Raw genomic sequence first — 25,972 nt, 5'->3', positions numbered from 1 at the left:
AAAAAAGCCCGCCGAAGCGGGCTTTTCAAGATCGCTCAATTCCCGAAGGAATTAGGCAACCTGGACTTCCTCAGCCTGCAGGCCTTTCTGGCCCTTGGTGACGACGAACGTGACGCGCTGGCCTTCCTGCAGGGACTTGAAGCCCGTGCCCTGGATCGCGCGGAAATGCACGAACAGGTCGTCACCGCTTTCCGGGGTGATGAAGCCAAAACCTTTGGCGTCGTTGAACCACTTGACTGTACCGCTCTGACGATCCGACATGTAACAATACCTTTGAAGCATGGATGATTTGCGGCTTGGAGCGAGATGCAACTGACCGCAATAGAAGCAGGAAATCGGAGTTACCTCGGATTCTTGCTCGATCAGCATACACCGGAATGCAAAGTTTCGGTGGGTTTTTTGCAGAAATTCCTGTAGACCCTGCCGTCGCCGCCTTCAAACCCCGCCCGGGCCGCACGACAGCGCCGTTTGGGCCAGTCTGGAGGGAGCGTCGCCAGCGCAAATCAGCCAGGGCGACTCCGGTTTCGGTAACCCGCGAGAAAGCTTCCCTTACAATGGCGCGATGAAAATCGCTTCCTGGAACGTCAATTCGCTGAAAGTGCGCCTTCCGCACCTGACCCAGTGGCTGGCCGACGCGCAACCGGACATCGTGGCGCTGCAGGAAACCAAGCTGGAAGACGCGAAATTTCCGGTCGACGAGCTGGCCGCGGCCGGTTACCGGGCGGTGTATTCGGGCCAGAAAACCTACAACGGCGTGGCGATCCTGGCCCGCGACGAAGCCAGCGATGTCGTCACCGACATCCCCGGGCTGGACGACCCGCAGCGGCGGATCCTTGCCGTCACCCTCGGTGAGCTGCGCGTGGTCGACCTGTACGTGGTCAACGGCAAGGCCGTTGGTGATGAGAAATACGCCTACAAGCTGGACTGGCTGGCCAAGGTGCGCGAGTTCCTGGCCCGTGAGCAGGAGCGCCATCCAAACCTGGTGGTGCTGGGCGATTTCAACATCTGCCCGGACGACCGCGACGTCTACGATCCGGTGGCGTGGGGCGAGGACATCCTGTGCTCGCCGCCGGAGCGCGCCGCGCTCAAGGCGATCACCGATCTCGGCCTGCACGACAGCTTCCGGCTGTTCGAGCCCGAAGCCGGACACTTCAGTTGGTGGGACTACCGGCAGGCCGCGTTCCGTCGCAACATGGGCCTGCGCATCGATCTGATCCTGATCAGCGACGCCCTGAAATCCGCCGCCACCACCGCGGCCATCGACCGTGGACCGCGCCGCCTGGAACGCCCCTCCGACCACACGCCGGTGATGCTGGAACTGGATATCTGAATGACTGAAAAAGCCGAATGGCCCAGCTCGCTGGACGACAACGAACTGGATGAACTGGATCGCTACCTGCGTGCGCACACCGGCGAGGGCGACCTGCTGCTGGATGGCGTGCACGGCCTGCTCAGCGCACTGGCGGTCGGCCCGCTGCTGGTGCTGCCGGACGAATGGTTGCCCGAAGTGCTGCACGAGCCGTTCGCCGACGAGGACGAAGGCAACCGCGTGCTGGCATTGTTGGCCAAGCTCAACGATTCGATCAGCGCCGAGCTCGACGTCGACGCCTACGAGCCGATCCTGGGCGAGATCGAGGCGGAAACCGGCCCGATGCTGTCGGCCGCCGGCTGGTGCGAAGGTTTCAGTCGCGGCATCGACCTGCGCGCCGCGCTGTGGGAAAACCGGCTGGCCGAAGATCCGCAACTGATGGAACTGCTCGGCCCCGTGATGGCGCTGGCGGTGGACGAAGGCATCCTCAGCGCCGACACCGAGTTCGAGAAGCTCAGCGACGACGAGTACGACGAGTGCCTGGCGCAGGTGCCGGCCGTGCTCGGTGCCGTGAACCAGTACTGGCAAGCCAAGCCCGCCACCGAGGCGGAAGTGGAAACGATGGTGCTGCAGCAACGTCCGGGCCATGACGACGACGACAATTCGCCGCCGCGTCAGCGCAGCGGCCACTGGGTGCATTGAATCCCCGAGTGCAGGGAGCGGTCATGTCCGAGGTTGGTCTGTACACCCCGCTCAATACGCTCAAGCCGGTCGCCGCCGGCATCTGGATCGTCGATGGCCCGCTGGTGCATATGGCCGCGCTTGGCCTGCGCGCGCCCTTCCCCACCCGCATGACCCTGGTGCAACTGGCCGATGCCAGCTTGTGGTGCCATTCGCCGATCGCGCCGGACGCGGCGTTGTTCGCGGCAATCGATGCGCTCGGCCCGGTGCGTCACCTGGTTTCGCCCAATCTGTTGCACTACGCGCATATCGCCGCGTGGAAGCGGCGTTACCCGCAGGCAACGACGTGGGCTTCGCCGGGCGTTCGCCAGCGCGCCGCCAGCCAGCGCATCGAGGTCGCCTTCGATGCGGATCTCGACGATGCGGCGCCACCGGACTGGGTCGATACGATCGACCAGCTGCGCTTTCGCGGCAGCCGGGTGATGCAGGAGATCGTGTTCCTGCATCGCGCCAGCGCCACGCTGATCCTGGCCGACCTGATCGAAAACTTCGAAGCGGAAAAACTGCCGACGGCGATGCGCTGGATGGCGCGACTCGGCGGCGTGATCGACCCCGACGGCAAAGCACCGTTGGACATGCGCCTGACCTATGCCGGGCGCAAGGCCCAGGCACGTGCATGTTTCGCGCGCATGCTGGCGTGGCAGCCGCAACGGGTAATCCTCGCCCACGGCCGCTGCTACCTGGATAACGCGGAGGCCGAGTTGGCCCGCGCGTTTCGCTGGCTCGACTGACATCAGCGTTGCGTCGCTGGAACAATCCGTTCTCGCGCCGGCCCTTGGATAAGCGGTCGAACGAGGCCATCTTGGCGGCAGTTCTCATTACCGGAGCAAGCCATGAGCGATCGCCATATCACCCGCCGCATCCGCGGCACCGACACGTCCGACGGCGCCGGCGTGAAACTCAAGCGCCTCATCGGCCAGCCCGGCCTGGACATGCTCGACCCGTTCCTGCTGCTGGATGAGTTCCGCTCGGACGACGCGGGCGATTACATCGCGGGCTTTCCGGAACATCCGCATCGCGGCTTCGAAACGGTCACCTACATGCTGGCCGGACACATGCAGCACGGCGACAACCACGGCAACCGCGGCGATCTCACGCCGGGCAGCGTGCAATGGATGACCGCCGGCCGCGGCATCCTGCATTCGGAAATGCCGCAGCAGGAGGACGGCCTGATGTGGGGCTTCCAGCTGTGGGTGAACCTGCCGGCGAAAGACAAGATGACGGCACCGCGCTACCAGGACATCGGGCCGGAACGCATCCCGGTGGTGCATCCGGCCGAGGGCGTCGAGGTGAAAGTGATCGCCGGTGAAGTGGCCGGCGCCAGCGGCCCGGTCGAGGGCATCGTCACCGCGCCGGTGTATCTGGACATCAGCCTGCAGCCCGGTGCGCAACTGGCCCTGGACCTGCCCGCCGGCCACCACGGCTTCGCCTATGTGTTCGAAGGCGAATCGGCGCTGGTCGGTGGCGAGCAACTGCAACGCAGCGAACTCGGCGTGCTGTCCGACGGCGAGCAGTTGCAGCTGGCCGGTGGCGACAAACCCTCACGCCTGCTGGTGGTTGCCGGCAAGCCGTTGAACGAGCGCGTGGCGCGCTACGGACCGTTCGTGATGAACACGCCCGAGCAGATCCACGAAGCGATCGCCGACTTCCGCGCCGGCAAGTTCTGACGAAAACCGGCAAGGTCGACAACACCGTAGGAGCCCGCTCGCGGGCGATATTCTTTGCGCTCGACCTCACCGCAAAGGCATTGCCCGCGAGCGGGCTCCTACGGTTCGGGACGTGAGGTTGCGGGCCGTTCGATGCGCAGCGTCGCCGGGAGTTTGCGTATCACGATCTCGTCGCCGTGCCAGCTGACCGGTTGGCCATCCAGCCACGCCAGGCCGGTGGGATGGCCGGCGTACGGCCACGGCAGCACCAACCCACCCGGCGGCGGGGTCAGGTCGCCATGAACTCGCAATATCAGTTCGCCGCCCCGCTCATGCAAGGCATAGCCAAGCTCGCCATACGGAGTGCGCAAGCGTTCGATGCCAATGCCGTCCCCGCGCAGCCACGCTGCAGGAATTCCGGCTGCCAGCACCAGTGCATGGTCGCTGGCGCGCTCGTAGACGAACAAGTCGTACAGCGAACGCAGGAAGTCCGAGGCGATCCACGCGTGTGGCATGTCGCCGACGAAGCGTGGCTGGCGTGGGTCGCGGCCGACCACTTCGGCCCACTGGTTCCACGCGGTCGGCCGGCGATCCGCCATGAAGAACGCGAGCAGCGGTGGAATCCGCTCGCGCCAGCCCAGCCGTACGAAGGCGGCCACGTTGCGCCATTCGTATGGAGTGTAGGCATACCATGCCCTGGCCCCCTCGCGGCGCGCCACGAAATCCTGCCAGTAACGCTCGAAGGTCTGGCGCAGAAGCACCGGTGGCAGCCACGCCCGCGCGTTGCCGGGCGATAGCGCGATGGTGGTCGAGGTGGGATCGAAGTCGCCCAGCTCGGCCGCGCCGGGGATGAAGTCGATACCGTGTTCGTGCGTCGATGCGAGGATCGATGCCTGCAGGTCGGCGCGGAATTCGTCGCGCGAAGCGGCGTAGCGGGTCGCCTCTTCCCGCTTGCCCAGCGCATTGGCCAGTTCCACCGCGTCGTCGTATCCGCGCAGTGTCCAGAAATCATCCCAGTACGAATGCATCGGCTTGGCCGAATAGCCTTCATGACTGATCGAAGCCGGCATCAGGCCGTACAGGGCGGTGCCACGGTTCGCCGGTGTGCGTTCGCTGCTGCGCAGCCGATCCAAGTAAGCCACCGTGCGTTCGACGTGCGGCCACAGATTCAACACCGCTGCGCGGTCGTGGCGGTAGCGCCACCATTCATCGATGGCGAACAGCAACTCGCCGGGGCTGTCGTTCTCCGGTACCGGATCGGCACCGCGCGCGTCGACGCAGCACGGTACCTTGCCGGTGCGAAACTGATGCGGCGCATACCACTGCACGAAGGTGCCGACGACATCGGCGTGGCCGCTGCGCAGCAGGGCCTCGCTCATCATCACGCCGTCGCGAATCCACGTGCGCGCATACGAACGGGTGCCTGGTTGCAGCGCCGGACCGTCGCGCGACATCAACATCTGCGCCTGTGCGCTGCGCGCGGTGTCGGCAAGCGATTGCTGCGCGGGCGGTAGCTGCAGGCTCACCCGATTGAGCTTCGCGCGCCATGCCGCCGCCACGTCGTCGTGTTGCCGTTGCAGCCAATCCGGCGCGTCGACGGGCCGCGTGAACGGCTGCCCGTCCGCGGGGACCACCACGCCTACGGCGATATCGGCATGCGGCGGCACGCTCAGCGAGTACAGCAAAGCGCCTTGCGCATGTCCGCTGTCGTCATGCAGCGTGCGCACCTGTGGACGTTCGCCCGCGGCCAATTGCTGCGGCAACGTGATGGTGCCGTGGCGGCTGGCAACGAAAGTCACGGATGTCTGCAGCGGCGCCACGTGCAGGGCGCGATTGACCCGCACCGCGTGGCCGTCCCAGTCGAGGTCGTGGATGGGACTGATGCCGCCGGGGGTGTTGAGGAACTGGGTCGGCGGATTGACCTGGAACGGACGCAGCAACAGGGCCAGGGTGAGCGTGCGCGGCCGGTCGCCGTCGTTATGCAGGCGGTATTGCAACAGCAGGTCGGCATGTGGCGGCGTGCCACGGGCGAATGCCGTGGTGTCGAGCCGGAGTTCGCCGGCGCGCCAGTGCACCGTGGGGATCGGAAGATAGCCGTCCAGAAGGCTATGCGTGCTGTGCACCGTGGCCCAGTCGATCAACGCATGTCTGTCCAGCAGCATCGGTTCGATCGACCAGCCGCTCTTGCGCACTTCCACCGCGCCGTCCTCGGAAAGCAGCGCAGACTGCTTCGCGCCACCGTCCACGCCGACCAGGGTCCAGTAGCTCTGCTCGCCGGAAAAGCCACGCGGATAGACGCCGCGTGGCGCGCGTTTCGCCTGCTGCATCAGCAAGGCGTTCGGGGTGACGCTGGCCGGCGCGGGTGCGTCGGCAGGTACGGGCGGCAATCGCGTCAGCCGGAGGTTGCTGACACAGAACTCGCCGCGTCCGCCCTGTCCGGCATAAAGGGTGAATTCCAGGGTCTGCGATTGGCGCAGCGTGCGGTCCTTCGCCGGTCCCCAGGCAGATTCGATGTCGCGCTTGCTGGCGGTGATCGTCTGCCAGTCATCCGCGGGCTGGAAATGCTCGTGCCGGTACCACCACACGTTGTCGCCGCTGGCATCGATCAGTTTCAGTTGCAGATCGTTCGGTGGCGTCTTGCCACGCACGTCGAACGACAGCGCATAGTTTTCGGGAAACGTGATGGGCAGGCTGCGGCGCAGCGTGGCGCCGCCGGAGACGCCGTTGAAGTTGAAGTCGAGGCAGAGTGCCTTGCCGTGAGGGCCGTTGGTGGGACGCAGCGTGGCGCTGATGTCGTCGGTGGCCATGGCCTTCCAGGCGTTCGGCTGGCTGAAGTTGTCGAAGGTCTGCAGAGTGCTGGCGAGCGCTGAAGTGCTTGGCAAAAGCAAAAGCGAAAACAGTGGCAACAGGAAAAGTGTCCGGCGACCGTGGACCCCGTCCCAACCTGCACTCGGGCCATCCATGGCCCTCGCCCGTCGGGCGGCTGCTGCCGTGCAAATCGGCGGTCCTGCCGATTTGTCCCCTGCTTGCAGGGGGAGGAGCACTTCGCGGTACCAGCGGAGAATCACAGTGTCATGTCCTCAGCCTTTCACGCTGCCCAGCAGCAACCCTTCCAGGTAATAGCGTTGCATCGACAGGAACAACAGCAAGACCGGCAGTATCGTGACCACCGAACCGGCCATCATCAGTTCGCTGTCCTGCGAGTGCTCGCGTGCCAGCGAAGCCAGCCCGATCGGCAAGGTGTAATGCTCCTGCCCGGTCAGCACGATCAGCGGCCACATGAAATCGTTCCAGGCGGCGAGGAAGGTGAAGATCGCCAGGGTCACGATGATCGGCTTCAGCAGCGGCAGCACGATCTGCGCGAAGATCCGCCACTCGCCGGCGCCGTCGATGCGTGCAGCCTCCAGCAGTTCGTCGGGCATGCCGCGCGCGTACTGGCGCACCAGAAAAATGCCGAACACGGTGGCCATGCCCGGCACGATCACGCCGGCGTAGCTGTTGACCAGGCCGATGTATTTCAACAGCAGGAACAGCGGCAGCATCGCCACCTGGGCGGGGATCACCAGCGCGCCGATCAGTGCCTGGAACAACCGCTCGCGGCCGGCGAAACGCAGCTTGGCGAAGGCGTAGCCGGCCATCAGGTTGAACGCCAGCGACAATATCGTGATGGCGCTCGATACCAGCAGGCTGTTGAGCAGGTAGCGGCCCATGCCGGCGTGGACGAACAACTCGCGGTAATTCGCCCAGCTGGCATGTCGCGGCAACAACGGCGGCGGCAGTGCGCTGGCTTCGCCCGGCGCCATGAACGATACCGACAGCATCCACAGCAGCGGAAACAGCGCGATCATCGCCGCGCCGATCAGCAAGCCGTTGACCAGGATCCTCGCCAGTCGCGGGTTCATGGCGGCCCTCCATCGGAATGCCCTGCGCCACGTCGCGACAGCCTCAGCATCAGCGCCGTCACCGCGAACATGATGATGAACAACAGGAACGCCACCGCCGAAGCGGAGCCGAGGTTCCACCACTTGAAGCCCTCGTCGTACATCAGGTACAGCACGCTGGTGGTGCTTTGCAGCGGGCCGCCCTCGGTCATCACGTAGGGTTCGGCGAACAACTGGAAATAGCCCGATACGGTGAGGATGCCGACCATCAGCAAGGTCGGTCCGAGCATCGGCCAGGTGATATGGCGGAACTGGCGCCAGGCCGAGGCGCCGTCGATGCGCGCGGCCTCGTACAGGTCGAGCGGGATCGCCTGCAGGCCGGCCAGGAAAATGATCATGTTGTAGCCGAAGTTCTTCCACACCGCGAACGCGATGATCGTGGGCATCGCCCAGTGCGGATCGCCGAGCCAGTCCACTGGCTGGATGCCGAGCGCATGGAGTGCATAGTTCATCCAGCCGTACCTGGTGTTGAACAGGTAGCGCCAGATCACCGCGGTGGCCACCACCGTGGTCACCACGGGCGCGAACAGCGCGGTGCGGAAGAACGGCTTGAGCTTTGCCAGTGGCGAGTTGAGCAACAGCGCCGCACCCAGCGAGGCGCCCATCGACAGCGGCACGCCGACGCCGACGAAATAGACCGTGTGGCCCAGCGCCGACCAGAACAGCGGACGTTGCAGCAGCACCCAATAATTCTGCAGCGCCACGAAACGCAGGTTGTGGATGTTCGCCAGTGCGTAGAGATCGTAGTCGGTGAGGCTGAGCACCAGCGCCGCGGCGACCGGCAACAGGAAAAACACGCCCAGCACCAGCAATGCCGGCGCCAGGAACAGCCAGGCAGTGCGCGGCGGATTCATGGCGTTTCCGCCGTTGCAGCCTGCGGATGGTCGAGCACCCAGCGCCGCTTCTCCAGGATACGGTCGACCCGATGATCGATTTCCGCGGCGGCCTGGTCGATCGTCAGTTGGCCGGCGATCGCCTGGGCGGCGACCAGTTGCATCTCGGTGGCGATGCGCTCCCACTCCGGTACGGCCGGCGTCGGCCTGGCCTTCTCCAGCTGTTCGCGAAATGCGCGTGCCTTTGGATCGTCGCGCAATGCGCCGCCTTCCCAGGAGCTGCGTCGCGGCGGCATGTCGCCAAGCAGATCGTAGAAGCGCTGCTGCACCTGTGGTTGCGACAGGTATTCGATCAGGGTCCAGGCGGCATCTTTATGCCGTGAGCTGCGGAAGATCACCAGACTGGACCCACCGGCCGAACCGATGCCGGTGTCGGCGTCGGTCGGACCGGGCAGGGGGGCTGTCGACCAGGCGTCCTGCTGCGCGGCCGGCAGTCGCGAGCGGAATTCGCCGATGTTCCACGGACCTGACAGGTAGAACGCGTAGACGCCGCGACCGAACTCCGACCACGGATTGCCCGCTTCGACATTGGTGATCGCCGGCGCCTGGTGCAGCCGGAAGGTATCCACATAGAACGCCAGCGCACGCTTGAATCCGGCACTCTCGAAGTTGCCGTAGCGACCGCCGTCGCGCAGCAGCGGGTCGGGCTGTTGCAGCGCCAGCGACATCAGCTGCTCGTATTCATTGGTGGGTAGCAGGATGCCCCAACGGTGGCGCTGCGGGTTGCTGAGTGCGGCGAGCATGCGCCGCCACTGGTCCCAGTCGCGCGGCGGTGCATCGAAGCCGGCCTGCTTCAGCAGATCCGTGCGATAGAACAGCAGTCGCGTGTCGACATACCACGGCACGCCATACAGCGTGCCGTCGATCACGTTGGTAGCCCAGATGCTGGCGAAGTAATCGGCCCGTTCGATCACGGCCGAGTGGCCGACGCGCGCCTGCAACGGTTCCAGCGCATCCAGCGCGACCATTTCCGGCAGCCAGGTATTGCCGAGCTGACTTAGGTCGGGCGTGGAATGGCCGGCGAACGCGGTGAGCAGCTTCTGGTGCGCAGCGGTCAGCGGCAGCTGCTGCACTTTCACATGGATGTCCGGATGGGCGCGTTCGAAGTCCGGCAACAGTTTCTGGATGGCCTCGCCTTCGCGACCGATGGTCCAGAAGGTGAGCTGGTTGTCGTCGTTGGTCGATGAAGTACAGCCGCCAAGCAAGCTTACGCCGGCCAGCAGGCAGACCATCAGCATGCCGCGCCGTGAGCGCCGATGCACGCGGATGGCAGCGTCCGGATTCATGGTTTCGCGGCAGCTTGCTCAAGCCAGCCGCCGGTGAAGCCGGCGCGCTCGAGTCCCTTGCGAATGTACGGATTCTTCTTCATTACCTTCCACACGAAAGCGCTGCGCCAGTTCTCGATCATCAGCACGATGGGTCCCTGATCGATGCCAAGCTGCTCGGTGTCGACCCAGCCGATCGGCGTCAGTTTGCCGGTACGCAGCAGCGTATGCGCGTGAAAGCTGAGGTTGAATGCATCGACGAAACCATGTTCGTTGTAGATATCCTTGCCGTAACGACGTTGCATTTCCTCCAGCGCGGGAATCACCAGTTCCGGCGCGAACGCGATCGAACCCGCCGCCGCGGTCGGCGCGATGGTGCCGTCGTCGACGATATAACCCAGCCCGGCCCCGCGTGCGCTGTAGCCCTGGAATTGCTTACGCCGGTCTGGACCCTGCACGATGAGGCCGCCCGGACCGTTGCTGGCGGTAAGCCCCCACACGTTCGGCCCGTAGCCGGTCCAGTCGCCAGGATTGGCGATCGCGTAGTTGCGCTGGACGATCACGGCGCGGCGGCTGTTCTCGAAATAATCCAGGCCGTGTTCGCGATTCCACGCATCGCGGATGCCGCGGAAGTCGATCCACACATGGCTGTACTGGTGGCCGAAAAGTGGGCCGAAGTTCAGCAGCTGCTGTTTTTCGAACCGGCCCCAACTGCGCGAGTAGGTGCTGGTCCACGCGCTCCACGCATCGGCGCCGACGGGATGGGTGGGCGAACCCAGTGCCAGCACGTACACCAGCATGGCCTCGTTGTAACCCTCCCAGTCGTGCGGGATGAACTTGCCGCCGGGCGTCCAGCCCATGCTGATCAGCGGCGCGCGTACCTGCGCCCAGCGCCAGTCGACACGGCGGTAGATGCGGTCGGCCAGCGTGCGGATCTCTTTTTCCCGTGGCGTATCGCGGTCGTAGTACGACTGTGCGAACAGCACGCCACCCAGCAACAGGGTGGTATCCACCGTGGAGACCTCGGTCCAGCGCGCGAAACGCTTGCCGCTGCTCATGTCGAGGAAATGATAAAAGAACCCGTGGTAGCCGGTGTCGCCGTCTTCGCTGTCACCCTGCGGCGCGGTGTCGAAGAAACGCAGCGTGGCCAGCGTGCGATCGATCGCCTGGTCGCGGCTGATGTAACCGCGCTCCACGCCCACGCCATAGGCCGTCAGACCAAAGCCGACCGCCGCGATGCTGGAGAAGGATTCGCTGGGATAATGGTCGGGGATCAGGCCGTTGACGGGATTGGCACTGTCCCAGAAGAAGCGGAAGGTGCGCTGCTCGAGATCGTTGACCAGCGCCGGGACAGCCGGCGCCCGGGCTTGCGTGTGCGTGGTGGCGGCGCGTGCCTGTCGGGCCGGGGTCGACGGTGCGGCGGTGACCAGCGCCAGTCCCAGCAAAGCGGAAAGCCACGTGCACCTGTTGAAAACCATCATCGATAATCTGCCGTTGTTCGGGTATGGCGATGGCGACTCGATGCACTTTCGCGCGAATTCCCTATGGCCATCCAGACGTCCGCCCGCATCATGCGGGCGGACAGGTGAGGCAGCCGTTTCCGGCTGCCAGGTGGATCAGAACGAGTAGCGTGCGCCGATCTGGAATCGGCGGGTCTGGTTCGGATCGGCCGTGGTGCCCGTGCCGAATTTCGGATTCGGCGTGGCCGGGTTGTTGTTGCTGTAAAGACCGCCGTCGTAGCCGGTGATCACGTCGCGATTGAAGACGTTCATCACGTCGAAGCGCAATTCCAGCGCCTGGCTCTCGCCCCAGCGGAAGTCCTTGGCGATGGAAAGATCGAGGTTCACGTACTTCTGTCCGTATCGCGCGTTGTGCCAGTAGCTGCAGTTGTAGTCGCAAGTCGGGGTGGCGGCGTACACGTCGTATGGTGTGCCCGAGCCATAGGTGAAGATGCCGCTGAAGCGCGTGTCCCACGGCCCACGAACGATCCCGTGCAGCACCAGGTGATGCTTTTCGCCGACATAGTCGTACGGGTAACCGGAGGGATCGACGTAATCCAGCGAATAATTGTCGTTACCCTGCTGGCGCGCCTTCTGATAGGTGTAGGCCAGTCCCACGCCCCAGCCGGACTCCCTGGTGTAAGGCTTGTCCAGCGCGATCAGCACGCTGCTGGATTGGGTTTTCTTGTAAGCGTTGGTCAACACCTGACCGTAGGGGCTGCCCGGTAGCGTATTCAGTTGAAAACCCGGAACGACAAGACGGCTGGCGGAGATCCAGGTGAATTGCCGATAGCCGAGCACCCGGCTCAGGGTCAGCGAGCCGGTCCAGTCGCCGAACACCTGGCGCACGCCGAGGCTGAACTGGTCCGTGTACGGCACGCGGGTGTTGTTGTTGATGGTGTCGAGCTCGCTGCTGAAACCGGGCTGGCCGCTGGCCAGCAGTTGATTCAGGCCGGCGGCGGTGAGGTAGGCCGGATTCCACGCGATCGTGCCCGGCGTGACGCCGTTCGGGCTGAACAGGAAGGTGTAGTTGGGTACTGCCGAATGGATCGGTTCCTGACTGATCCAGTCGTACGGAACGCGCGAGTAGTAGCGTCCGGCGCCGCCGAAGACGGTGGTGCTCTGGTCGGCCTGCGGGCTCACGTCCAGCGAGAAACCGACGCGTGGCTGGATCTGGCCCTTGTCCGCCTTGCGACTGTTTCCGGTACTGATGTTGTTCTCCAGGCCCAGGTATTCCAGGGTCGGAATCTGGTCTTGCGGCGTCACATAGTCCTTGTCGAAGGCGTTGGTCTCGTAATCCCAGCGCAGGCCAAGGTTCAGTTGCAGTCGCGCGGTGACATCCCAGTCGTCCTGCGCGTACACGCCCAGCTGGTTGTCGTGGATGCCGACGCCGCTGCCGTTCGGGGTGTAAACCGCTCGGTACGGGATATCGAACCCACCGGGATAATTCGCCCCTTCCTGGTACGTGTACACCGGCACGGCGTTGCTGAACTGCTGCAGGTCGATGGCGTACTTGGCATAGCTGAAGCCCATTTTCACCGTATGGTCGCCATGCCAGGACAGGCCGCTGAAGGTCAGCGAGTCGCTGATGGTGACCTGGTCCTGCGACTTGTCCTGCAGGTTGCTGGAACCGCCGATGGTGGCGATGCCGTTTTCGTAGACCTGCTGGACCGTATCCGGTTCGGCGGCGCCAGGCTTCCAGCGATAGCGGCCGGCATCCAGCAGCAGGTCGTTGGTCCAGATATCGCCGCGCGACTCCCATTTCACCAGCATGTCGTCGACGTTGTTCTTGCGGTTGGTGCGCGTGCTGTAGGCGATGCTGTCGCCGAAACCAAGGACTTCGTTGTCGCGCCGGGTGGTCAGGCTGAAGTCGACGTTGTTGTCCTGGTTCGGCTGAAAGCTCAGCTTGGCGAACAGAGTCTTTTCGTGGAACGGCGCGGAGAAGGTGCCGTTGTACTGCGTGAACCGTGGATCGTTGATATGTACGGTTTTGTTGGCGATGTCCTTGCGTTCGTCGTAGTTGATGTAGAACTGCGCCACGTCCTTGATGATCGGACCACCCAGCGAAGCACCGCGCTGCTCGCGCTTGTAGTCGGGCTTCTTGATCTTGTCCCTCTTGTCGAACGAGTCCTGCGTGATCATCGACTGGTTCTGGTAGTAGTCATACGCCGAGCCGTGGAACTCGTTGGTGCCGGACTTGGTCACCGCCGTGATGATGGCGGCGCCGGCCTGCGCGTACTCGGCCTTGTAGTTCTGCGTCAGCACGCGATATTCCTGCACGGCCTCCTGCGAGAACGGATTGCCGCGGCTGGAGTCCTGACCCGAAAGACCGCCCTTGAGGATGTCGTTGCGCTGGCTGGCGCCGTCGATGTAAACGTTTACATTCTCGGCCGATTGTCCGCCGGACGAGAACGATTTGTTGTTGGGGTCGTGCGACACGGTGACGCCCGGCACCAATTTGGCGAAATCGAGAAAGTTGCGTTCGTTTTGCGGCAACGACGCGATCTGCGCCTGGCTGACGTTGCTTGCCACTTCGGAGGTTCGTGTTTCGACCAATGGAGTGGCGCTGACCGTGACGCTCTGCAGGTTGGTGGCATTGGCGGAGTTCGGTGCGCTGGCGGCAGCAGCGGCCGCGTTCAGGTTCAGGGTCAGCGCCTGTCCGACCTGCACGCTGACGGTCTGGCTGACGCTGCTGCCGTTGCCACTTGCCTGAATCCGCCAGGTACCAGGCGTGAGACCCACCAGCGTGTAGTTTCCATTGGCGTTCACGACCGAGCGGTTGGTGAAACCGGTGGCGGGATTGGTGGCCACCACCTGGGTCGGCGCCGCATTCGGTGGTGCGGTGATGTGGCCACGGATGATCGCCGAACTGCTGCTCTGGGCGCCGGCCGGGCCCGGCAAAAACACGGTGGTGGCAAGCAGGCCGGCGAATGCCAGTGAGATCTGTCTGGATAGCGTGCGTTGATTGACCATGAGCTGACCCTCTCCCGTAAATCGTTGCAAGAAGTTCGGACTGTCCGCTGTCATGTTGCTGTGGTGTTGCCCGTGAGCTGCTCGCCCCCCGGCGATCCGCTTACGTTGGAATCGCCTTCGAGCGCGATCCCTGTCGGCCTCTCCTGTGCCGATCCCTGAATGCTCCGCTAGCCGGGCGTTGCGCTGGATGCGCGCGCCACCAGTTTGGCGGTGACGCGACGATGGGTGCCGGCCATGGCGCGATCGGGGTTGTCGATTTGTTCTCCCAGCAATTCCATGGCCTGTCCACCGAGCTCGGCGATGTGCACCTGGATGGTGGTCAGCGCCGGCGTCACATAGCGCGCCATGGGAACGTCGTCGAAACCGCCGATGGCGATCTCCCCGGGCACCTCGATGCCGGCTTCGCGCAACGCCGCCATGCAACCGATCGCCATCATGTCGTTGGCGGCAAACACCGCGTCGGGCCGCGGTCGCATCGCCAGCACCTGCTGGCCCGCGCGATAGCCGGATTCCTCGGTGAAATCTCCGCGCAGCATGCTCACCGGGCTGTCCGGCGAGTGGCTGGCGAGCGCCTCGCGGTAACCCAGCTCGCGCTCGGCGGCGTCGCGATTGCCGGGCGGGCCCTGGATGAACACGATCCGCTGATGACCGAGCGCCAGCAGGTGCGCGACCATCAGTCGGGCGCCGCCGTCGTTGTCCACCGACAGCGCGCAATAGTCATCGCCGGCGAGCCGGGTATTGACCAGCACCGTCGGCAGGTTGTTCGGCAGGTTCTGCCGCAGGAAAGCCTCGTCGGCGTGCGGGGACATCAGCAGCAGCCCGTCGACTCGTCCCTGCATGGCGCGCAGGGCGACCGCCGCGGCATCGGCGTCATCGTGCGAGCTGGATACCAGCAAATGCAGGCCGCGCGCTCGCGCGGCCAGATCGATGCCGCGAATCAACTCGGAAAAAAACTCGCCATACAAGTCCGGCAGCAAGGCGCCCACAGTGTGGGTGCGCCGGGTGATCAGCATGCGTGCGGCCGCGTGCGGAATGTAGTGCAGCCGGGCAGCGGCGGCATGGATGCGCTGGCTGGTTTCGGCGGTCACCCCGTGGCCGCCGTTCATCGCACGCGACACCGACGCCACGGAGACTTCGGCCAGTCGCGCTACATCTTTGATGGTTGCTGCCGACACAGGGATAGCCCGCTGTTCCGAAACCCTTGGGTGGCCGCAACGTAAACGTTTTCATGGGAGCTTGTAAAGCGCCCGTAAAGAATGAATTTTGCTGCCCTGCAGAACGTTACCTTAACGATTGCCGAGCGTCTGCAGGCAAACCGCTTACCGGCGTGGATAACGGGCCTGGCCTGGGGGAAATTTCTTTGTGGCAACGCAACATCTGGTGGGGCGGTGTGACAGGTTTACGGCTGTGTCGGGAATCTGCGATCAGCAGCGCTAATTCACCGCTTTCAGCTATTGTTAAAAATTCCGTTTCGTCGTTAAATCAAGGTTAATCTTCGTGGACTCAGTCGACTGTATCCTCAAGTTATCGCGACATTGAACAAATCACCGCAAGCCACTGTTTTTCATATCATGACAATTCTATTGACCCTGTTGCTCCTGGTTCCCGCCGCGCTGATCGCCGCGGCGATCAAGGTCGTGCCGACCGGTCAGGTCTATAGCTTGTATCGCCACGGCAAGCCGGTGCGCCTGCTGCAGGCAGGCACCCATCTGGTGCTGCCGCTGCTCGATCGGGTGGCACACAAGATCAACCTGGCAGGTCAGATGTTGCGTTTCGAAGGTCCGGCGGCTGACGCGCACGACGTGCGCGGCACGGTTTACTGGCAGGTGCTGGAACCGGAACGCGCCGACCCGGTGTTCGAGCAGGTGGATCAACTGATCCGCCACGGTGCGCAGGAGGCCCTGCGTGGTCAGCCGGAAGTCGATCACGCCGATCGCCGTGATCTGGGCGCACGCGTGAAACAGTCGTTGAACAATGCATTGCGCGAGCGCGGCATGATGGTGACGCGGGTCGAACTCGACGCCGCTTGAGCAGTACCCGGGGATTGCGTCGAGGCGCCCGAGAGCGCCCGCGCCGCAGGGGATTTGAAGGTATTGCGACCCGCTTCGGCGGGTTTTCTTTTGCCGGATTCGCGCATGACCCACTGGCATCGCGGCCGCTCGGCCCGGATACTGCCGGCCCGGATCACCCACAGGAAACACCATGGCTGCGCGCGACGCCTTGCAGGCACGACTCGAACAAGGCGTGGCCGCGCTGGGTTTGAACCTGCCGGTCGGGGCAGTTACACGGCTGCTCGACTACCAGGCGCTGCTGGAACGCTGGAACGCGGCCTACAACCTCACCGCCGTGCGCGACCCGGCGGAGATGGTCACCCGCCACTTGCTCGATTCGCTGGCGATCCTGCCGTATGTGCAGGGCTCGACGCTGGCCGACCTGGGCACCGGCCCCGGCCTGCCCGGCATCGTGCTGGCGATCGCCGCGCCGGGGCGCGAGATCCTGCTGGTCGACTCCAATGGCAAGAAGGTGCGCTTCCTGCGTGAGGCGATCCGCGCGCTGAAGCTCGACGGCGTGCGAGCGGTGCAATCGCGGGTGGAAGACGTCGAAGGCCGGTACGAATGCATCACCGCCCGCGCGTTCGCCAGCCTCGCCGACATGCTCGGCTGGGGCGGTCATCTGCTGGCGCCGGATGGGATCTGGCTGGCGATGAAGGGCAAGCGGCCGGATGACGAACTGGCGGGTATTCCATCGGGCTTCGTGCTGCGCGAGACGCATGAGCTGACGGTGCCGGGACTACCGGCCGAACGTCATCTGCTGGTGCTCGGCCGCGCGTGATTCATGGCGTTCGCACGTAGGAGCCCGCTCGCGGGCGATGCTCCTGCTCTGAATACCCGGAAAAAGAGCATCGCCCGCGAGCGGGCTCCTACTCGGCCAGGATGCCGCCATTGCTCTCGATCACCTGCGCGTACAGCTTCGCGGTGGCCTTCGGCGTGCGCTGTTGGGTCGCGAAGTCGACGTGGTATAGCCCGAAACGCTTGGAAAAACCCAGCGACCACTCCAGGTTGTCCATCAGCGACCACGCGTAATAGCCCTTCAGGTTCACCCCGGCCTCGATCGCGCCGTGCAGTGCCTTGAGGTGCCTGCGCAGGTAATTCGTGCGCAGCGGGTCGTGCAGTTCGCCGTTTTCGGCCACCGGCGGGTCGTAGAACGCCGAGCCATTTTCGGTGACGTACAACGGGATGTTGCCGTAGCGGTCCTTGAACCAGGTCAGCGTGTCGGTCAGGCCCTGCTCGAACACTTCCCAGCCGGTTTCGGTGTAGGTCTTGTTCGGCTGGCGCACGGGTGAGGCCATGAGCGGGTACTGGTTCGGATCGTGCTTCACCACCGCGCGGGTGTAGTAGTTGATGCCGACGAAATCCACCGGCTGATTCGTCAGCTTGAAATCGTCTTCCGGGAAATCCGGCCAGGCCTCGCCGAAGATCTCCTTCAATTCCGGCGGATAGCTGCCCAGCAACGCCGGATCGGCGAACTGCTGGTTCATGTAGGCATGCGCGCGACGGGTGGCGGCCAGATCCTCGGCGCTGTCCGAGTGCGGGTACTTCGGCTCGATGTTGAACACCACGCCGATCTCGTGTTTGCCGTGCGCGCGATACGCCTGGATGCCGGCGCCGCTGGCGCGCATCAGGTTGTGCGCGGCGATCGGCGCTTCGTACTTGCTGCGATGCCCCGGTGCGAGCGCGCCGTGCAGATAGCCGCCGTCGGTGACCACCCACGGTTCGTTCAGCGTGGCCCAGCGCGGCACGCGGTCGTCCAGCGCCTTGAACATCACCTCGGCGTATTCGGCGAACCAGTGCGCGCTGTCGCGATTGAGCCAGCCGCCGCGGTCGTCCAGCGCAGCGGGCAGGTCCCAGTGGAACAGCGTGGCGTTCGGCGCGATGCCGTTCTCCAGCAGTTCGTCGACCAGCCGCGAGTAGAAATCCAGCCCCTTCGCGTTGACCCGGCCGGTACCCTCGGGCAACACCCGTGCCCAGTTGATGCTGAAGCGGTAACCGTGCAGGCCCAGCGCCTTCATCAGCTGCACGTCGTCCTTGTAGCGGCGGTAGTGGTCGCAGGCAACATCGCCGGTATCGCCGTTCGCCATCATTCCCGGCGTATGCGCGAAGCGCTGCCAGATACTGGGACCAGCGCCGTCGGCCAACGGCGAGCCTTCGATCTGGTAGGCCGAGGTGGCGGCGCCCCAGTGGAAGCCGTCGGGAAAGCGGAAACGGGGGCGTGTCATTGGGGTTCCTGCAACCAAAGTGCTTGATGTAAACGGTTACATCGGCAGAATAGCCGAATGCCCCGTCGATGTGCACACCAGCGCATGCTGCGACGGGACGGCCGTCGTGGCCAACCGCACCGGAGAAGCCGATGGCTGCCGTACAACTGGATCAGCTGCGCAAGGTCTACCCCAACGGCAACGTCGGCGTGGCCGATGCGAGCTTCGAGATCGCCGACGGCGAACTGCTGGTGCTGGTGGGGCCGTCCGGCTGCGGCAAGACGACCCTGCTCAGGATGATTGCGGGACTGGAGTCGATCAGTGGCGGAACGCTGAGCATCGACGGCCGGGTGGTCAACGAGGTGGCGCCGAAGGACCGCGACATCGCGATGGTGTTCCAGAACTACGCGCTGTATCCGCACATGACGGTGGCCGAGAACCTCGGTTTCGGCCTGAAGCTGCGCGGTCACCGACAGGCCGACATCGACCAGCGCGTGGCGGCGGCGGCGAAGACGCTGGAGCTGGAGGCACGGCTTGCCTCGCGTCCGGCCGCGCTGTCCGGCGGCCAGCGCCAGCGCGTGGCATTGGGCCGGGCGCTGGTGCGCGACCCGAAGGTGTTCCTGCTGGACGAGCCGCTGTCCAACCTCGATGCCAAGCTGCGCCTGTCGATGCGGGTGGAGATCGCGCGTCTGCATCGCCAGTTGAAGGCCACCATGATCTACGTCACCCACGACCAGATCGAGGCGATGACGCTGGGCCAGCGCATCGTGGTGCTGGATGGCGGGGTGATCCAGCAGATCGACACGCCGATGAACCTGTACGAGAAACCCGCCAACCTGTTCGTGGCCGGCTTCGTCGGCAGCCCGGCGATGAACCAGCTGCGCGGCACGCTCAAACACGCCAACGGCTGGACGCTGGTCACCGCGCATGGCGAGATCGCGCTGGGTGAACCGCCGCAGGCGTCTTCGTGGCAGCCGTGGCGCGATCGCGAGGTGGTGCTGGGCATCCGTCCGGAAGATCTGCAGCCGCAGGATGCCGGCGCCGGCGCATTCGAAGCCCGGCTCGAAGTGCTCGAACCGGTCGGCAACGAGATCTTCCTCAACCTACGCTACGGCGCGCAGGCGCTGGTCTCGCGGGTATCGCCGCGGGCTTTGCCCGAGCCCGGCAGCAGCGTCCCGCTGGGGCTGGTGGCTGCCCGGCTGCACCTGTTCGATCCCGCCAGTGGCGGCCGGATCGGCGCCTGAGCGCGGGCAGCGCTCGACGGAGTGAGGCATTACACTAACCCTCTCCACGCGTACGGTAGCCCTCCATCCATGGCCCGCATCATCGCTGTCGCCAACCAGAAAGGCGGCGTCGGCAAGACCACCACTGCCGTCAATCTCGCCGCTGCGCTGGCCGCCGCAAAGCGCAAGGTATTGCTGGTCGATTTCGACCCGCAAGGCAACGCCACGATGGCCTCGGGCATCAACAAGCGCGAGATCAAGGCGAGTGGCTGCGAGGTACTGCTGGAAGAAGTGGAGATCGCCGCGGCGATCGTGCCCACCGACGCCCACTACGACCTGTTGCCCGGCAACGGCGATCTCACCGCCGCCGAGCTGAAGCTGATGGACGCGCTGGCGCGCGAGCACCGGCTGAAGGAATTGCTGGCCAAGATCGCGCCGAACTACCACACCATCCTGATCGACTGCCCGCCGTCGCTGAACCTGCTCACCCTGAATGCGCTGACCGCCGCCGATGGCGTGCTGATTCCGGTGCAATGCGAATATTTCGCGCTGGAAGGGCTGTCCAGCCTGCTCGACACGGTCAAGGCGGTGCGCCATCGACTGAATCCCACGCTGGAGATCGAGGGCCTGCTGCGCACCATGTACGACGTGCGCAACAACCTCGGCAACGAGGTTTCCGCCCAGCTCACCCAGCATTTCGGCGACAAGGTGCTGCGCTCGATCATCCCGCGCAACGTGCGCCTGGCCGAAGCGCCCAGCCACGGCCAGCCGATCCATCTGTACGACCGCAGCTCGCGCGGCGCGATCGCCTACATCGGCCTGGCCGGCGAGATCATCCGTCGCGAACGCGCGCTGACCCGCGGCGACCGCGTCGATCCGGTCGAAGACATTGAACCGCCAGCGGCAACACCCGCGCACGGCGACGGCGGTCCGACGCTCAAGGCGCCGGCCGCCAACCATCAGGAATGAGACATGGCTGCTGCGAAAAAACGTGGATTGGGACGCGGGCTCGACGCCCTGCTCGGTGGCGACGGCGATGCCGCACCGTCGGTGCTGGCGCAAGAGGGCGAGCTGCGCATGTTGCCGATCCAGCAGATCCAGCCCGGCAAATACCAGCCGCGCCGACACTGGAACGACGAGGCGCTGGACGAACTGGCGGCCTCGATCAAGGCACAAGGCCTGATCCAGCCGGTGGTGGTGCGCGAGCTCGGCCCGAACAGCTACGAGCTGATCGCCGGCGAACGCCGCTGGCGCGCGGCGCAACGCGCCCAGCTCGGCGAAATTCCCGCGCTGATCAAGAAGGTGTCCGAAGAAGCCGTGCCGGCGATGGCGCTGATCGAGAACATCCAGCGCCAGGACCTCACCCCGCTGGAAGAAGCCGATGCGCTGAAGCGCCTGATCGACGATTTCGACCTCACCCACCAGCAGGCTGCCGACGCGGTCGGCCGTTCGCGCGCGTCAGTGTCGAACATGCTGCGGCTCACCGAGATGCCGGAGTCGATCAAGCGGCTGCTCGATGACGGCAAGCTGGAAATGGGCCACGCGCGCTGCCTGCTGACCCTGGAAGAATCCATCGCCGTGCCCCTGGCGCGTCAGGCGTCGACTCTCGGCTGGTCGGTGCGCGAACTGGAAGAAGCGGCGCGCCGCGCGCAGACCGTACCGAAGGGCAAGGCGAAAAGCGCGCCGCGCGACGCCAACATCAGCGCGCTGGAAAGCGAACTGGCCGAACGCTTCGCCACCCGGGTCGAGCTGGCCCAGGGCCGCGGCGGTCGCGGCAAGCTGGTGATCCACTATCACAGCAACGACGAACTGGAAGGCATCCTCGGCAAGATCCGCTAAGCCGGCCTGCTCCCTCACCTGCAACGCAGGGGAGGGTTGGGGGGGCTCCCGATCTTCCGGCCAGCCGGAGCAACCCCCTCCCAACCTCCCCCTGCCTGCAGGGGAGGAGCAGTCAACGCCGTCAACCGACGCACTCTGCCACTTGGCATTAAACTGTCCTGGTTACTGCGCCAGGCGCAGCATCTGCTTTCGCTGAAAGGCCTCCCCCATGCCGCAACTCTCCGTCGTCGTCCCCGTCTTCAACGAGCGCGACAACATCCCGCCGCTGCTCGCCGAAATCGCCGCTGCCCTGCGCGGCAGGATCGATTACGAAGTCATCTATATCGATGACGATTCCAGCGATGACAGCCGCAACGTGCTGTCTGCGGAAAAAGCCAGGCATCCGGAGTTGCGCGTGCTGCACCACCTCATCCGCAGCGGCCAGAGCACCGCGGTGTGGAACGGCGTGCGGGCCGCGCAATCGCCATGGATCGCCACGCTCGACGGTGACGGCCAGAACGATCCGGCCGATATCCCCAAGTTGCTCGCCGCGCGCGATGCCGCGCCGGCTGAAGTGAAGTTGTTCGCCGGCTGGCGTACCACGCGCCGCGACAGTTTCAACAAGCGGATCTCCTCGAAGATCGCCAACGCGGTGCGCTCGCGCATGCTGAAGGACGCCACGCCCGATACCGGCTGCGGCCTCAAATTGTTCGAGCGCGAGGTGTTCCTGCGCCTGCCCTACTTCGATCACATGCACCGCTACCTGCCGGCGCTGGTCAAGCGCGCCGGCTTCCAGAACCAGAGCGTGCCGGTCGGCCATCGACCGCGCACGGCCGGCGTGTCCAAGTACGGCATGCTGGACCGGCTGTGGGTCGGTCTGGCCGACTTGCGTGGCGTGTCCTGGCTGATGCGGCGCGGCAAGGTGACCCGGGTCGAGGAACTTTGATCCACGTCATGTCGCGCTGATCCGACCGTCGTATGCTGGGGTCTTCCCAAGGAGTGCCCTCCATACTCCTGGGGAGACCGCCTATGAGCATTGCCATCAAACGTGTCTATGAACCGGCGGCGAAAGCCGATGGCTATCGCGTGCTGATCGATCGGTTGTGGCCACGCGGCCTGAAGAAGGAAGCGGTACCGCTGGACATGTGGGCGAAGGAGCTTGCCCCATCCACCACCCTGCGCCGATGGTTCAACCACGATCCCGCGTTGTGGGACGGCTTTCGCCATCGTTATGCCGGCGAGCTCGATGCGCAGGCCGAACACTGGCAGCCGTTGGCCGAGCGTGCGGCTCGTCACGCCGTCACCCTGCTTTACGGCGCGCGCGACGAGGAGCACAACAACGCGGTGGTATTGAAGGCCTATCTGGAGAACTGGCTGCACACGCACGGTCCGCGCTGAAGCGGCAGGCGCCAGCTCAGGACTGGCGCACCGGCGTGCCGACTCTCGGCCAGCTCGCCAGCGCCTCGCGGGTCTGTTCGCGACCCCGCTCGATCAGCTCACGCGCACGGTAGAACTCATAGGCGGTCGATACATTGCGCGGCAGCTGGATCAGCAGATCCGGCTCGTACGCGGCCAGCCGCAGGCGCGACAGGTTGGCCTGCATCAGATCCATCGACTGGTTGAGCAGATCCCAGGCACCCGGTTCGCGCGGCTTGCCCTCGCTGTGCGGCAGCAGACGACCGAAGAATTCGCCCAGACGGCGGCGGTAGCTGCTGTCCGTTTCGCCATCCTCGTCGATATGAGCCGGCGGCGCGACGTGTGCCGGCCCATCCATGCTGACGGCGAACAGGTAGTCGGCCGGATCGCGGATCAACGGCGTGACCGGCACCGGATTGAGCAAGGCGCCATCGAGCAGCCGGCGCCCACCGACCGAATAGGGACGAAACACCGTCGGGATCGAGATCGACGCGCGGATCGCGTCGAACAACGAGCCGCGCGTCAGCCATACCTCGCGTTCGCGATCCAGGTCGGTGGCCACCGCGGTGAACGCAAGCGGCAGCTCCTCGATGCAGACGTCGCCGATCAGTTCGCGCAGCGTGCCGATGATCCGCTCGCCCTTGATCAGGCCGCCGCCGGAAAACGTCCAGTCGAGCAGCTTGAACACGTCCAGCCGGGCCAGCGTGCAGACCCAGTCGCGATAGACGTCGAGCTTGCCCATCGCGTACACGCCACCAATCAGCGCGCCCATCGAAGTGCCGGCGATGGCCGTGATCTCGAAGCCCTGGGCTTCGATCTCCTCGATCGCACCGATATGCGCCAGCCCCTTTGCGCCGCCGGCGCCAAGCGCCAGCGCCACGGTCGGTTTGCGTGCTTCGGTGGAGGCCTGCGACAGGGCAGGCGTGTCGTGTGTTTTCATGGCTGGCCTTCAATCACGGATTGCATGCGCTGGCGTAGCCACTGTGTCTGCTGTCCGCATCGTGTCGCGGCGCAGTACCCTGCTTCGTGACGAACATCGAGCCAAGGCGGCGCCAGCTGGTTAGGATGAAGCCAAGCCGCAGCGGCAACAAGTCCCGGAATCACGCATGTCCCTCGTTTACCCAACCCTGTCCCGATCGCTTCCCATGGCCCCGACCGGAGTAGCCGCGTGAGTTGGCAGGCATGGGCGACGGTGGTGGTGATCATCGCGGCGATGGGCCTGTTTGCCAGCGAAAAGCTGCGCATCGACCTGGTGGCCCTGCTGGTGCTGGCCGCGCTGGTGACCCTGGGCATCGTCAGTCCGGTCGAAGCCTTGAGCGGATTCAGCAACGAGGCCACGGTGACGGTGGCGGCGATGTTCGCGCTGAGCCTGGGCATCGAACGATCCGGTGCGCTGGACCCGCTGACCCGGCAGCTGATGCGGATCAAGCGGCCGTGGCTGCTGACCCTGGCGCTGATGCTGGCGATCGCGCCGCTGGGCGCCTTCGTCAAGAATATCGCGCTGGTCGCCACCTTCCTGCCGCTGGCGCTGCGCGTATGCCAGCGCACGCATACCTCGCCGGCGCGGGTGCTGATGCCGATGGCGTACGCGGCGCAGATGGGCGGCGTATGCACGCTGATCGGCACGTCCTCGAACCTGCTGGCCGACAGCCTGGCGCAAAAACACGGCATGCCGGCTTTCGGCGTGTTCGAATTTACCCGCATGGGCGTGGTGCTGGCGGTGGTCGGCATCGTCTACCTGATGTTGATCGGCCGCTGGCTGCTGCCGCGTCACGTCGATGCCGAGGCACCCGAACAGGAAGAGATCGGCAAATACGTCACCGAACTCGAGGTGACCGAGCAATCCTCCCTGCTCGGCGACAGCATCGCCGATGCCAAGCTCGGCGAGCGCTTCGGCATCTATCCCCTGGAACTGCTGCGCGGAGAAAAGCGCATGTGGTCGCCACGCAGCCAGGAAATTGCCGTAGGCGACGTGCTGCTGGTGCGCGGCGACTGGGAGAAGATCGAGGATTTCCAGCGTCGCGCCGGCCTGCGCAACGCACCGGACAGCCGCTACGTGCAGGACACCGATCACCCGCGCGTGATGGTCGAGCTGATGGTGGCGCCGGCCAGTCCGATAGAAGGCCACCGGCTGGAGGAGACCGGATTGCACTGGCGCTACGACGCGGTGGCGCTGGCGATCCATCGGCGTGGCCAGCTGCTGCGCGACAAGCTCAGCGACGTCAATCTTGCGGTAGGCGATGTGCTGCTGGTGCTGGTGGACGAGAAGGCGATGTCCAACCTGCGCAACGACGAGGCGTTCATCGTGCTGAGCGAGCGCGAGGAATCCCATCGTACGCCGCGCAAGGCGCTTTATGCCGCTGCGATCATGGCGGGCGTGGTGATCACCTCCGGCATGCACTGGCTGGCGATTCCGATTGCGGCGATCTCCGGCGCCATCGCGATGGCCCTGACCGGTTGCTTCGGCCGTAAAGACGTCTATGAAGGCATCGACTGGAAGATCATCATCCTGCTCGGCGCGATTCTTCCGTTGGGCATAGCGATCGAGAAATCCGGCCTGTCGCAGACCCTGGTTCACATGGGTCTGGGCGTGGTCGGCAACCACGGCCCGCTGGCCGCGTTGCTGATGGTGTACCTGTTGACCGCGCTGCTCACCGAACTGATGGGGCACAATCCGTCGGTGGTGTTGATGGTGGGCATTGCCGCGTCGGTTGCCCACGCAATGAACGTCGACCCGCGTCCGTTCGTGGTGGCCGTGGCCTTCGCTGCCGCCACGTCGTTCGCCACGCCGGTGGGCTATCCCACCAACACCATGGTCTATTACGCCGGCGGCTACCGCTTCACCGATTTCATGAAGGTGGGCATACCGCTGATCCTGATTTTCTGCACGTTGTCGATGTGGCTGATTCCGCTGTTCTGGCCGTTTCATCCCTGAGAGGCGGGGATTCGGAATTGGGGATTCGCGATTCGTAAAAGCCCAAGAGCCGGCATGC

22 protein-coding genes are annotated in these 25,972 nt (G+C 64.8%); 12 read left to right on the top strand and 10 right to left on the bottom strand.

The features are described 5' to 3' along the window. Nucleotides 1-51 precede the first annotated feature (51 nt). Nucleotides 52-261, bottom strand: coding sequence for a cold-shock protein (locus ACPPVV_RS19025; protein ID WP_007809889.1), 210 nt, complete (start codon nucleotides 259-261; stop codon nucleotides 52-54). A 301-nt stretch (nucleotides 262-562) separates the two neighbouring features. On the opposite strand from ACPPVV_RS19025, the gene xth reads away from it, so the two are divergent. The 4 genes from xth (at nucleotide 563) to ACPPVV_RS19005 (ending at nucleotide 3,717) form a co-directional block, all read left to right on the top strand. Further along, the gene (gene xth, locus ACPPVV_RS19020) at nucleotides 563-1,330 is read left to right on the top strand and encodes an exodeoxyribonuclease III (protein WP_426701418.1); all 768 of its coding nucleotides are present in this window, start codon (nucleotides 563-565) and stop codon (nucleotides 1,328-1,330) included. Continuing rightward, on the top strand, nucleotides 1,331-2,011 hold the full coding sequence (locus tag ACPPVV_RS19015; protein ID WP_426701417.1) for a YecA family protein: 681 nt from the start codon (nucleotides 1,331-1,333) through the stop codon (nucleotides 2,009-2,011). Nucleotides 2,012-2,034: 23 nt separating this feature from the next. Beyond that, a complete protein-coding gene (locus ACPPVV_RS19010; protein ID WP_426701416.1) occupies nucleotides 2,035-2,781 on the top strand; it encodes a DUF4336 domain-containing protein in 747 nt (248 codons plus the stop codon). A 102-nt stretch (nucleotides 2,782-2,883) separates the two neighbouring features. Then, nucleotides 2,884-3,717 carry a pirin family protein gene (locus ACPPVV_RS19005; RefSeq protein WP_426701415.1) on the top strand — a complete coding sequence of 278 codons (834 nt, stop codon included), beginning with the start codon at nucleotides 2,884-2,886 and terminating at the stop codon, nucleotides 3,715-3,717. Between the two features lie 98 nt (nucleotides 3,718-3,815). On the opposite strand, the gene ACPPVV_RS19000 is transcribed toward ACPPVV_RS19005, so the two are convergent. The 7 genes from ACPPVV_RS19000 to ACPPVV_RS18970 all read right to left on the bottom strand — a co-directional run bounded on the left by ACPPVV_RS19000 (nucleotide 3,816) and on the right by ACPPVV_RS18970 (nucleotide 15,442). Continuing rightward, nucleotides 3,816-6,578, bottom strand: a complete 2,763-nt coding sequence (locus ACPPVV_RS19000) for a discoidin domain-containing protein (RefSeq protein ID WP_426701414.1) — start codon at nucleotides 6,576-6,578, stop codon at nucleotides 3,816-3,818. A gap of 198 nt (nucleotides 6,579-6,776) precedes the next feature. Next, nucleotides 6,777-7,598 carry a carbohydrate ABC transporter permease gene (locus tag ACPPVV_RS18995; RefSeq protein WP_426701413.1) on the bottom strand — a complete coding sequence of 274 codons (822 nt, stop codon included), beginning with the start codon at nucleotides 7,596-7,598 and terminating at the stop codon, nucleotides 6,777-6,779. Next, on the bottom strand, nucleotides 7,595-8,491 hold the full coding sequence (locus ACPPVV_RS18990) for a carbohydrate ABC transporter permease (protein ID WP_426701412.1): 897 nt from the start codon (nucleotides 8,489-8,491) through the stop codon (nucleotides 7,595-7,597). The genes ACPPVV_RS18995 and ACPPVV_RS18990 overlap by 4 nt, the downstream gene beginning before the upstream one ends. After that, nucleotides 8,488-9,768, bottom strand: a complete 1,281-nt coding sequence (locus ACPPVV_RS18985; RefSeq protein ID WP_426703283.1) for a sugar ABC transporter substrate-binding protein — start codon at nucleotides 9,766-9,768, stop codon at nucleotides 8,488-8,490. The genes ACPPVV_RS18990 and ACPPVV_RS18985 overlap by 4 nt, the downstream gene beginning before the upstream one ends. A 44-nt stretch (nucleotides 9,769-9,812) precedes the next feature. Continuing rightward, nucleotides 9,813-11,276, bottom strand: a complete 1,464-nt coding sequence (locus ACPPVV_RS18980) for a glucoamylase family protein (protein WP_426701411.1) — start codon at nucleotides 11,274-11,276, stop codon at nucleotides 9,813-9,815. 135 nt (nucleotides 11,277-11,411) lie between these two features. Further along, nucleotides 11,412-14,267, bottom strand: a complete 2,856-nt coding sequence (locus tag ACPPVV_RS18975; RefSeq protein WP_426701410.1) for a TonB-dependent receptor — start codon at nucleotides 14,265-14,267, stop codon at nucleotides 11,412-11,414. A 167-nt stretch (nucleotides 14,268-14,434) separates the two neighbouring features. Then, a complete protein-coding gene (locus ACPPVV_RS18970; protein ID WP_426701409.1) occupies nucleotides 14,435-15,442 on the bottom strand; it encodes a LacI family DNA-binding transcriptional regulator in 1,008 nt (335 codons plus the stop codon). A gap of 396 nt (nucleotides 15,443-15,838) precedes the next feature. On the opposite strand from ACPPVV_RS18970, the gene ACPPVV_RS18965 reads away from it, so the two are divergent. Further along, on the top strand, nucleotides 15,839-16,297 hold the full coding sequence (locus ACPPVV_RS18965) for an SPFH domain-containing protein (RefSeq protein ID WP_426701408.1): 459 nt from the start codon (nucleotides 15,839-15,841) through the stop codon (nucleotides 16,295-16,297). 172 nt (nucleotides 16,298-16,469) lie between these two features. Continuing rightward, nucleotides 16,470-17,099: a 16S rRNA (guanine(527)-N(7))-methyltransferase RsmG gene (rsmG, locus tag ACPPVV_RS18960; protein WP_426701407.1), complete on the top strand. Its 630-nt coding sequence runs from the start codon at nucleotides 16,470-16,472 to the stop codon at nucleotides 17,097-17,099. Between the two features lie 88 nt (nucleotides 17,100-17,187). On the opposite strand, the gene ACPPVV_RS18955 is transcribed toward rsmG, so the two are convergent. Then, entirely contained in the window at nucleotides 17,188-18,543 is a 1,356-nt protein-coding gene (locus tag ACPPVV_RS18955; RefSeq protein ID WP_426701406.1) for a GH1 family beta-glucosidase, read from the bottom strand. Nucleotides 18,544-18,674: 131 nt separating this feature from the next. On the opposite strand from ACPPVV_RS18955, the gene ACPPVV_RS18950 reads away from it, so the two are divergent. From ACPPVV_RS18950 to ACPPVV_RS18930, 5 genes are all read left to right on the top strand, one after another. After that, nucleotides 18,675-19,766: an ABC transporter ATP-binding protein gene (locus ACPPVV_RS18950; RefSeq protein WP_426701405.1), complete on the top strand. Its 1,092-nt coding sequence runs from the start codon at nucleotides 18,675-18,677 to the stop codon at nucleotides 19,764-19,766. Between the two features lie 69 nt (nucleotides 19,767-19,835). Next, nucleotides 19,836-20,714, top strand: a complete 879-nt coding sequence (locus tag ACPPVV_RS18945) for a ParA family protein (protein WP_426701404.1) — start codon at nucleotides 19,836-19,838, stop codon at nucleotides 20,712-20,714. Between the two features lie 3 nt (nucleotides 20,715-20,717). Then, on the top strand, nucleotides 20,718-21,584 hold the full coding sequence (locus tag ACPPVV_RS18940; RefSeq protein ID WP_426701403.1) for a ParB/RepB/Spo0J family partition protein: 867 nt from the start codon (nucleotides 20,718-20,720) through the stop codon (nucleotides 21,582-21,584). Between the two features lie 208 nt (nucleotides 21,585-21,792). Next, complete coding sequence (locus ACPPVV_RS18935) at nucleotides 21,793-22,509, top strand: glycosyltransferase (RefSeq protein ID WP_426701402.1); 717 nt, start codon at nucleotides 21,793-21,795, stop codon at nucleotides 22,507-22,509. An 83-nt stretch (nucleotides 22,510-22,592) separates the two neighbouring features. After that, complete coding sequence (locus ACPPVV_RS18930; protein ID WP_426701401.1) at nucleotides 22,593-22,961, top strand: DUF488 domain-containing protein; 369 nt, start codon at nucleotides 22,593-22,595, stop codon at nucleotides 22,959-22,961. 16 nt (nucleotides 22,962-22,977) lie between these two features. Here the strand turns inward: ACPPVV_RS18930 and ACPPVV_RS18925 are convergent, their stop codons facing one another. Further along, entirely contained in the window at nucleotides 22,978-23,919 is a 942-nt protein-coding gene (locus tag ACPPVV_RS18925) for a patatin-like phospholipase family protein (protein ID WP_426701400.1), read from the bottom strand. Between the two features lie 228 nt (nucleotides 23,920-24,147). Here ACPPVV_RS18925 and ACPPVV_RS18920 point away from each other — a divergent pair, with 228 nt between their 5' ends. Next, nucleotides 24,148-25,914 carry an SLC13 family permease gene (locus tag ACPPVV_RS18920; RefSeq protein WP_426701399.1) on the top strand — a complete coding sequence of 589 codons (1,767 nt, stop codon included), beginning with the start codon at nucleotides 24,148-24,150 and terminating at the stop codon, nucleotides 25,912-25,914. The last annotated feature ends 58 nt before the right edge of the window (nucleotides 25,915-25,972 follow it).

This window comes from Rhodanobacter sp. Col0626, from assembly GCF_049994385.1.
In the GTDB taxonomy this organism is placed as follows: Bacteria; Pseudomonadota; Gammaproteobacteria; order Xanthomonadales; family Rhodanobacteraceae; genus Rhodanobacter.
Note: the sequence above shows the minus strand (reverse complement) of the source record. Positions and strands in the feature narration are given on the sequence as shown.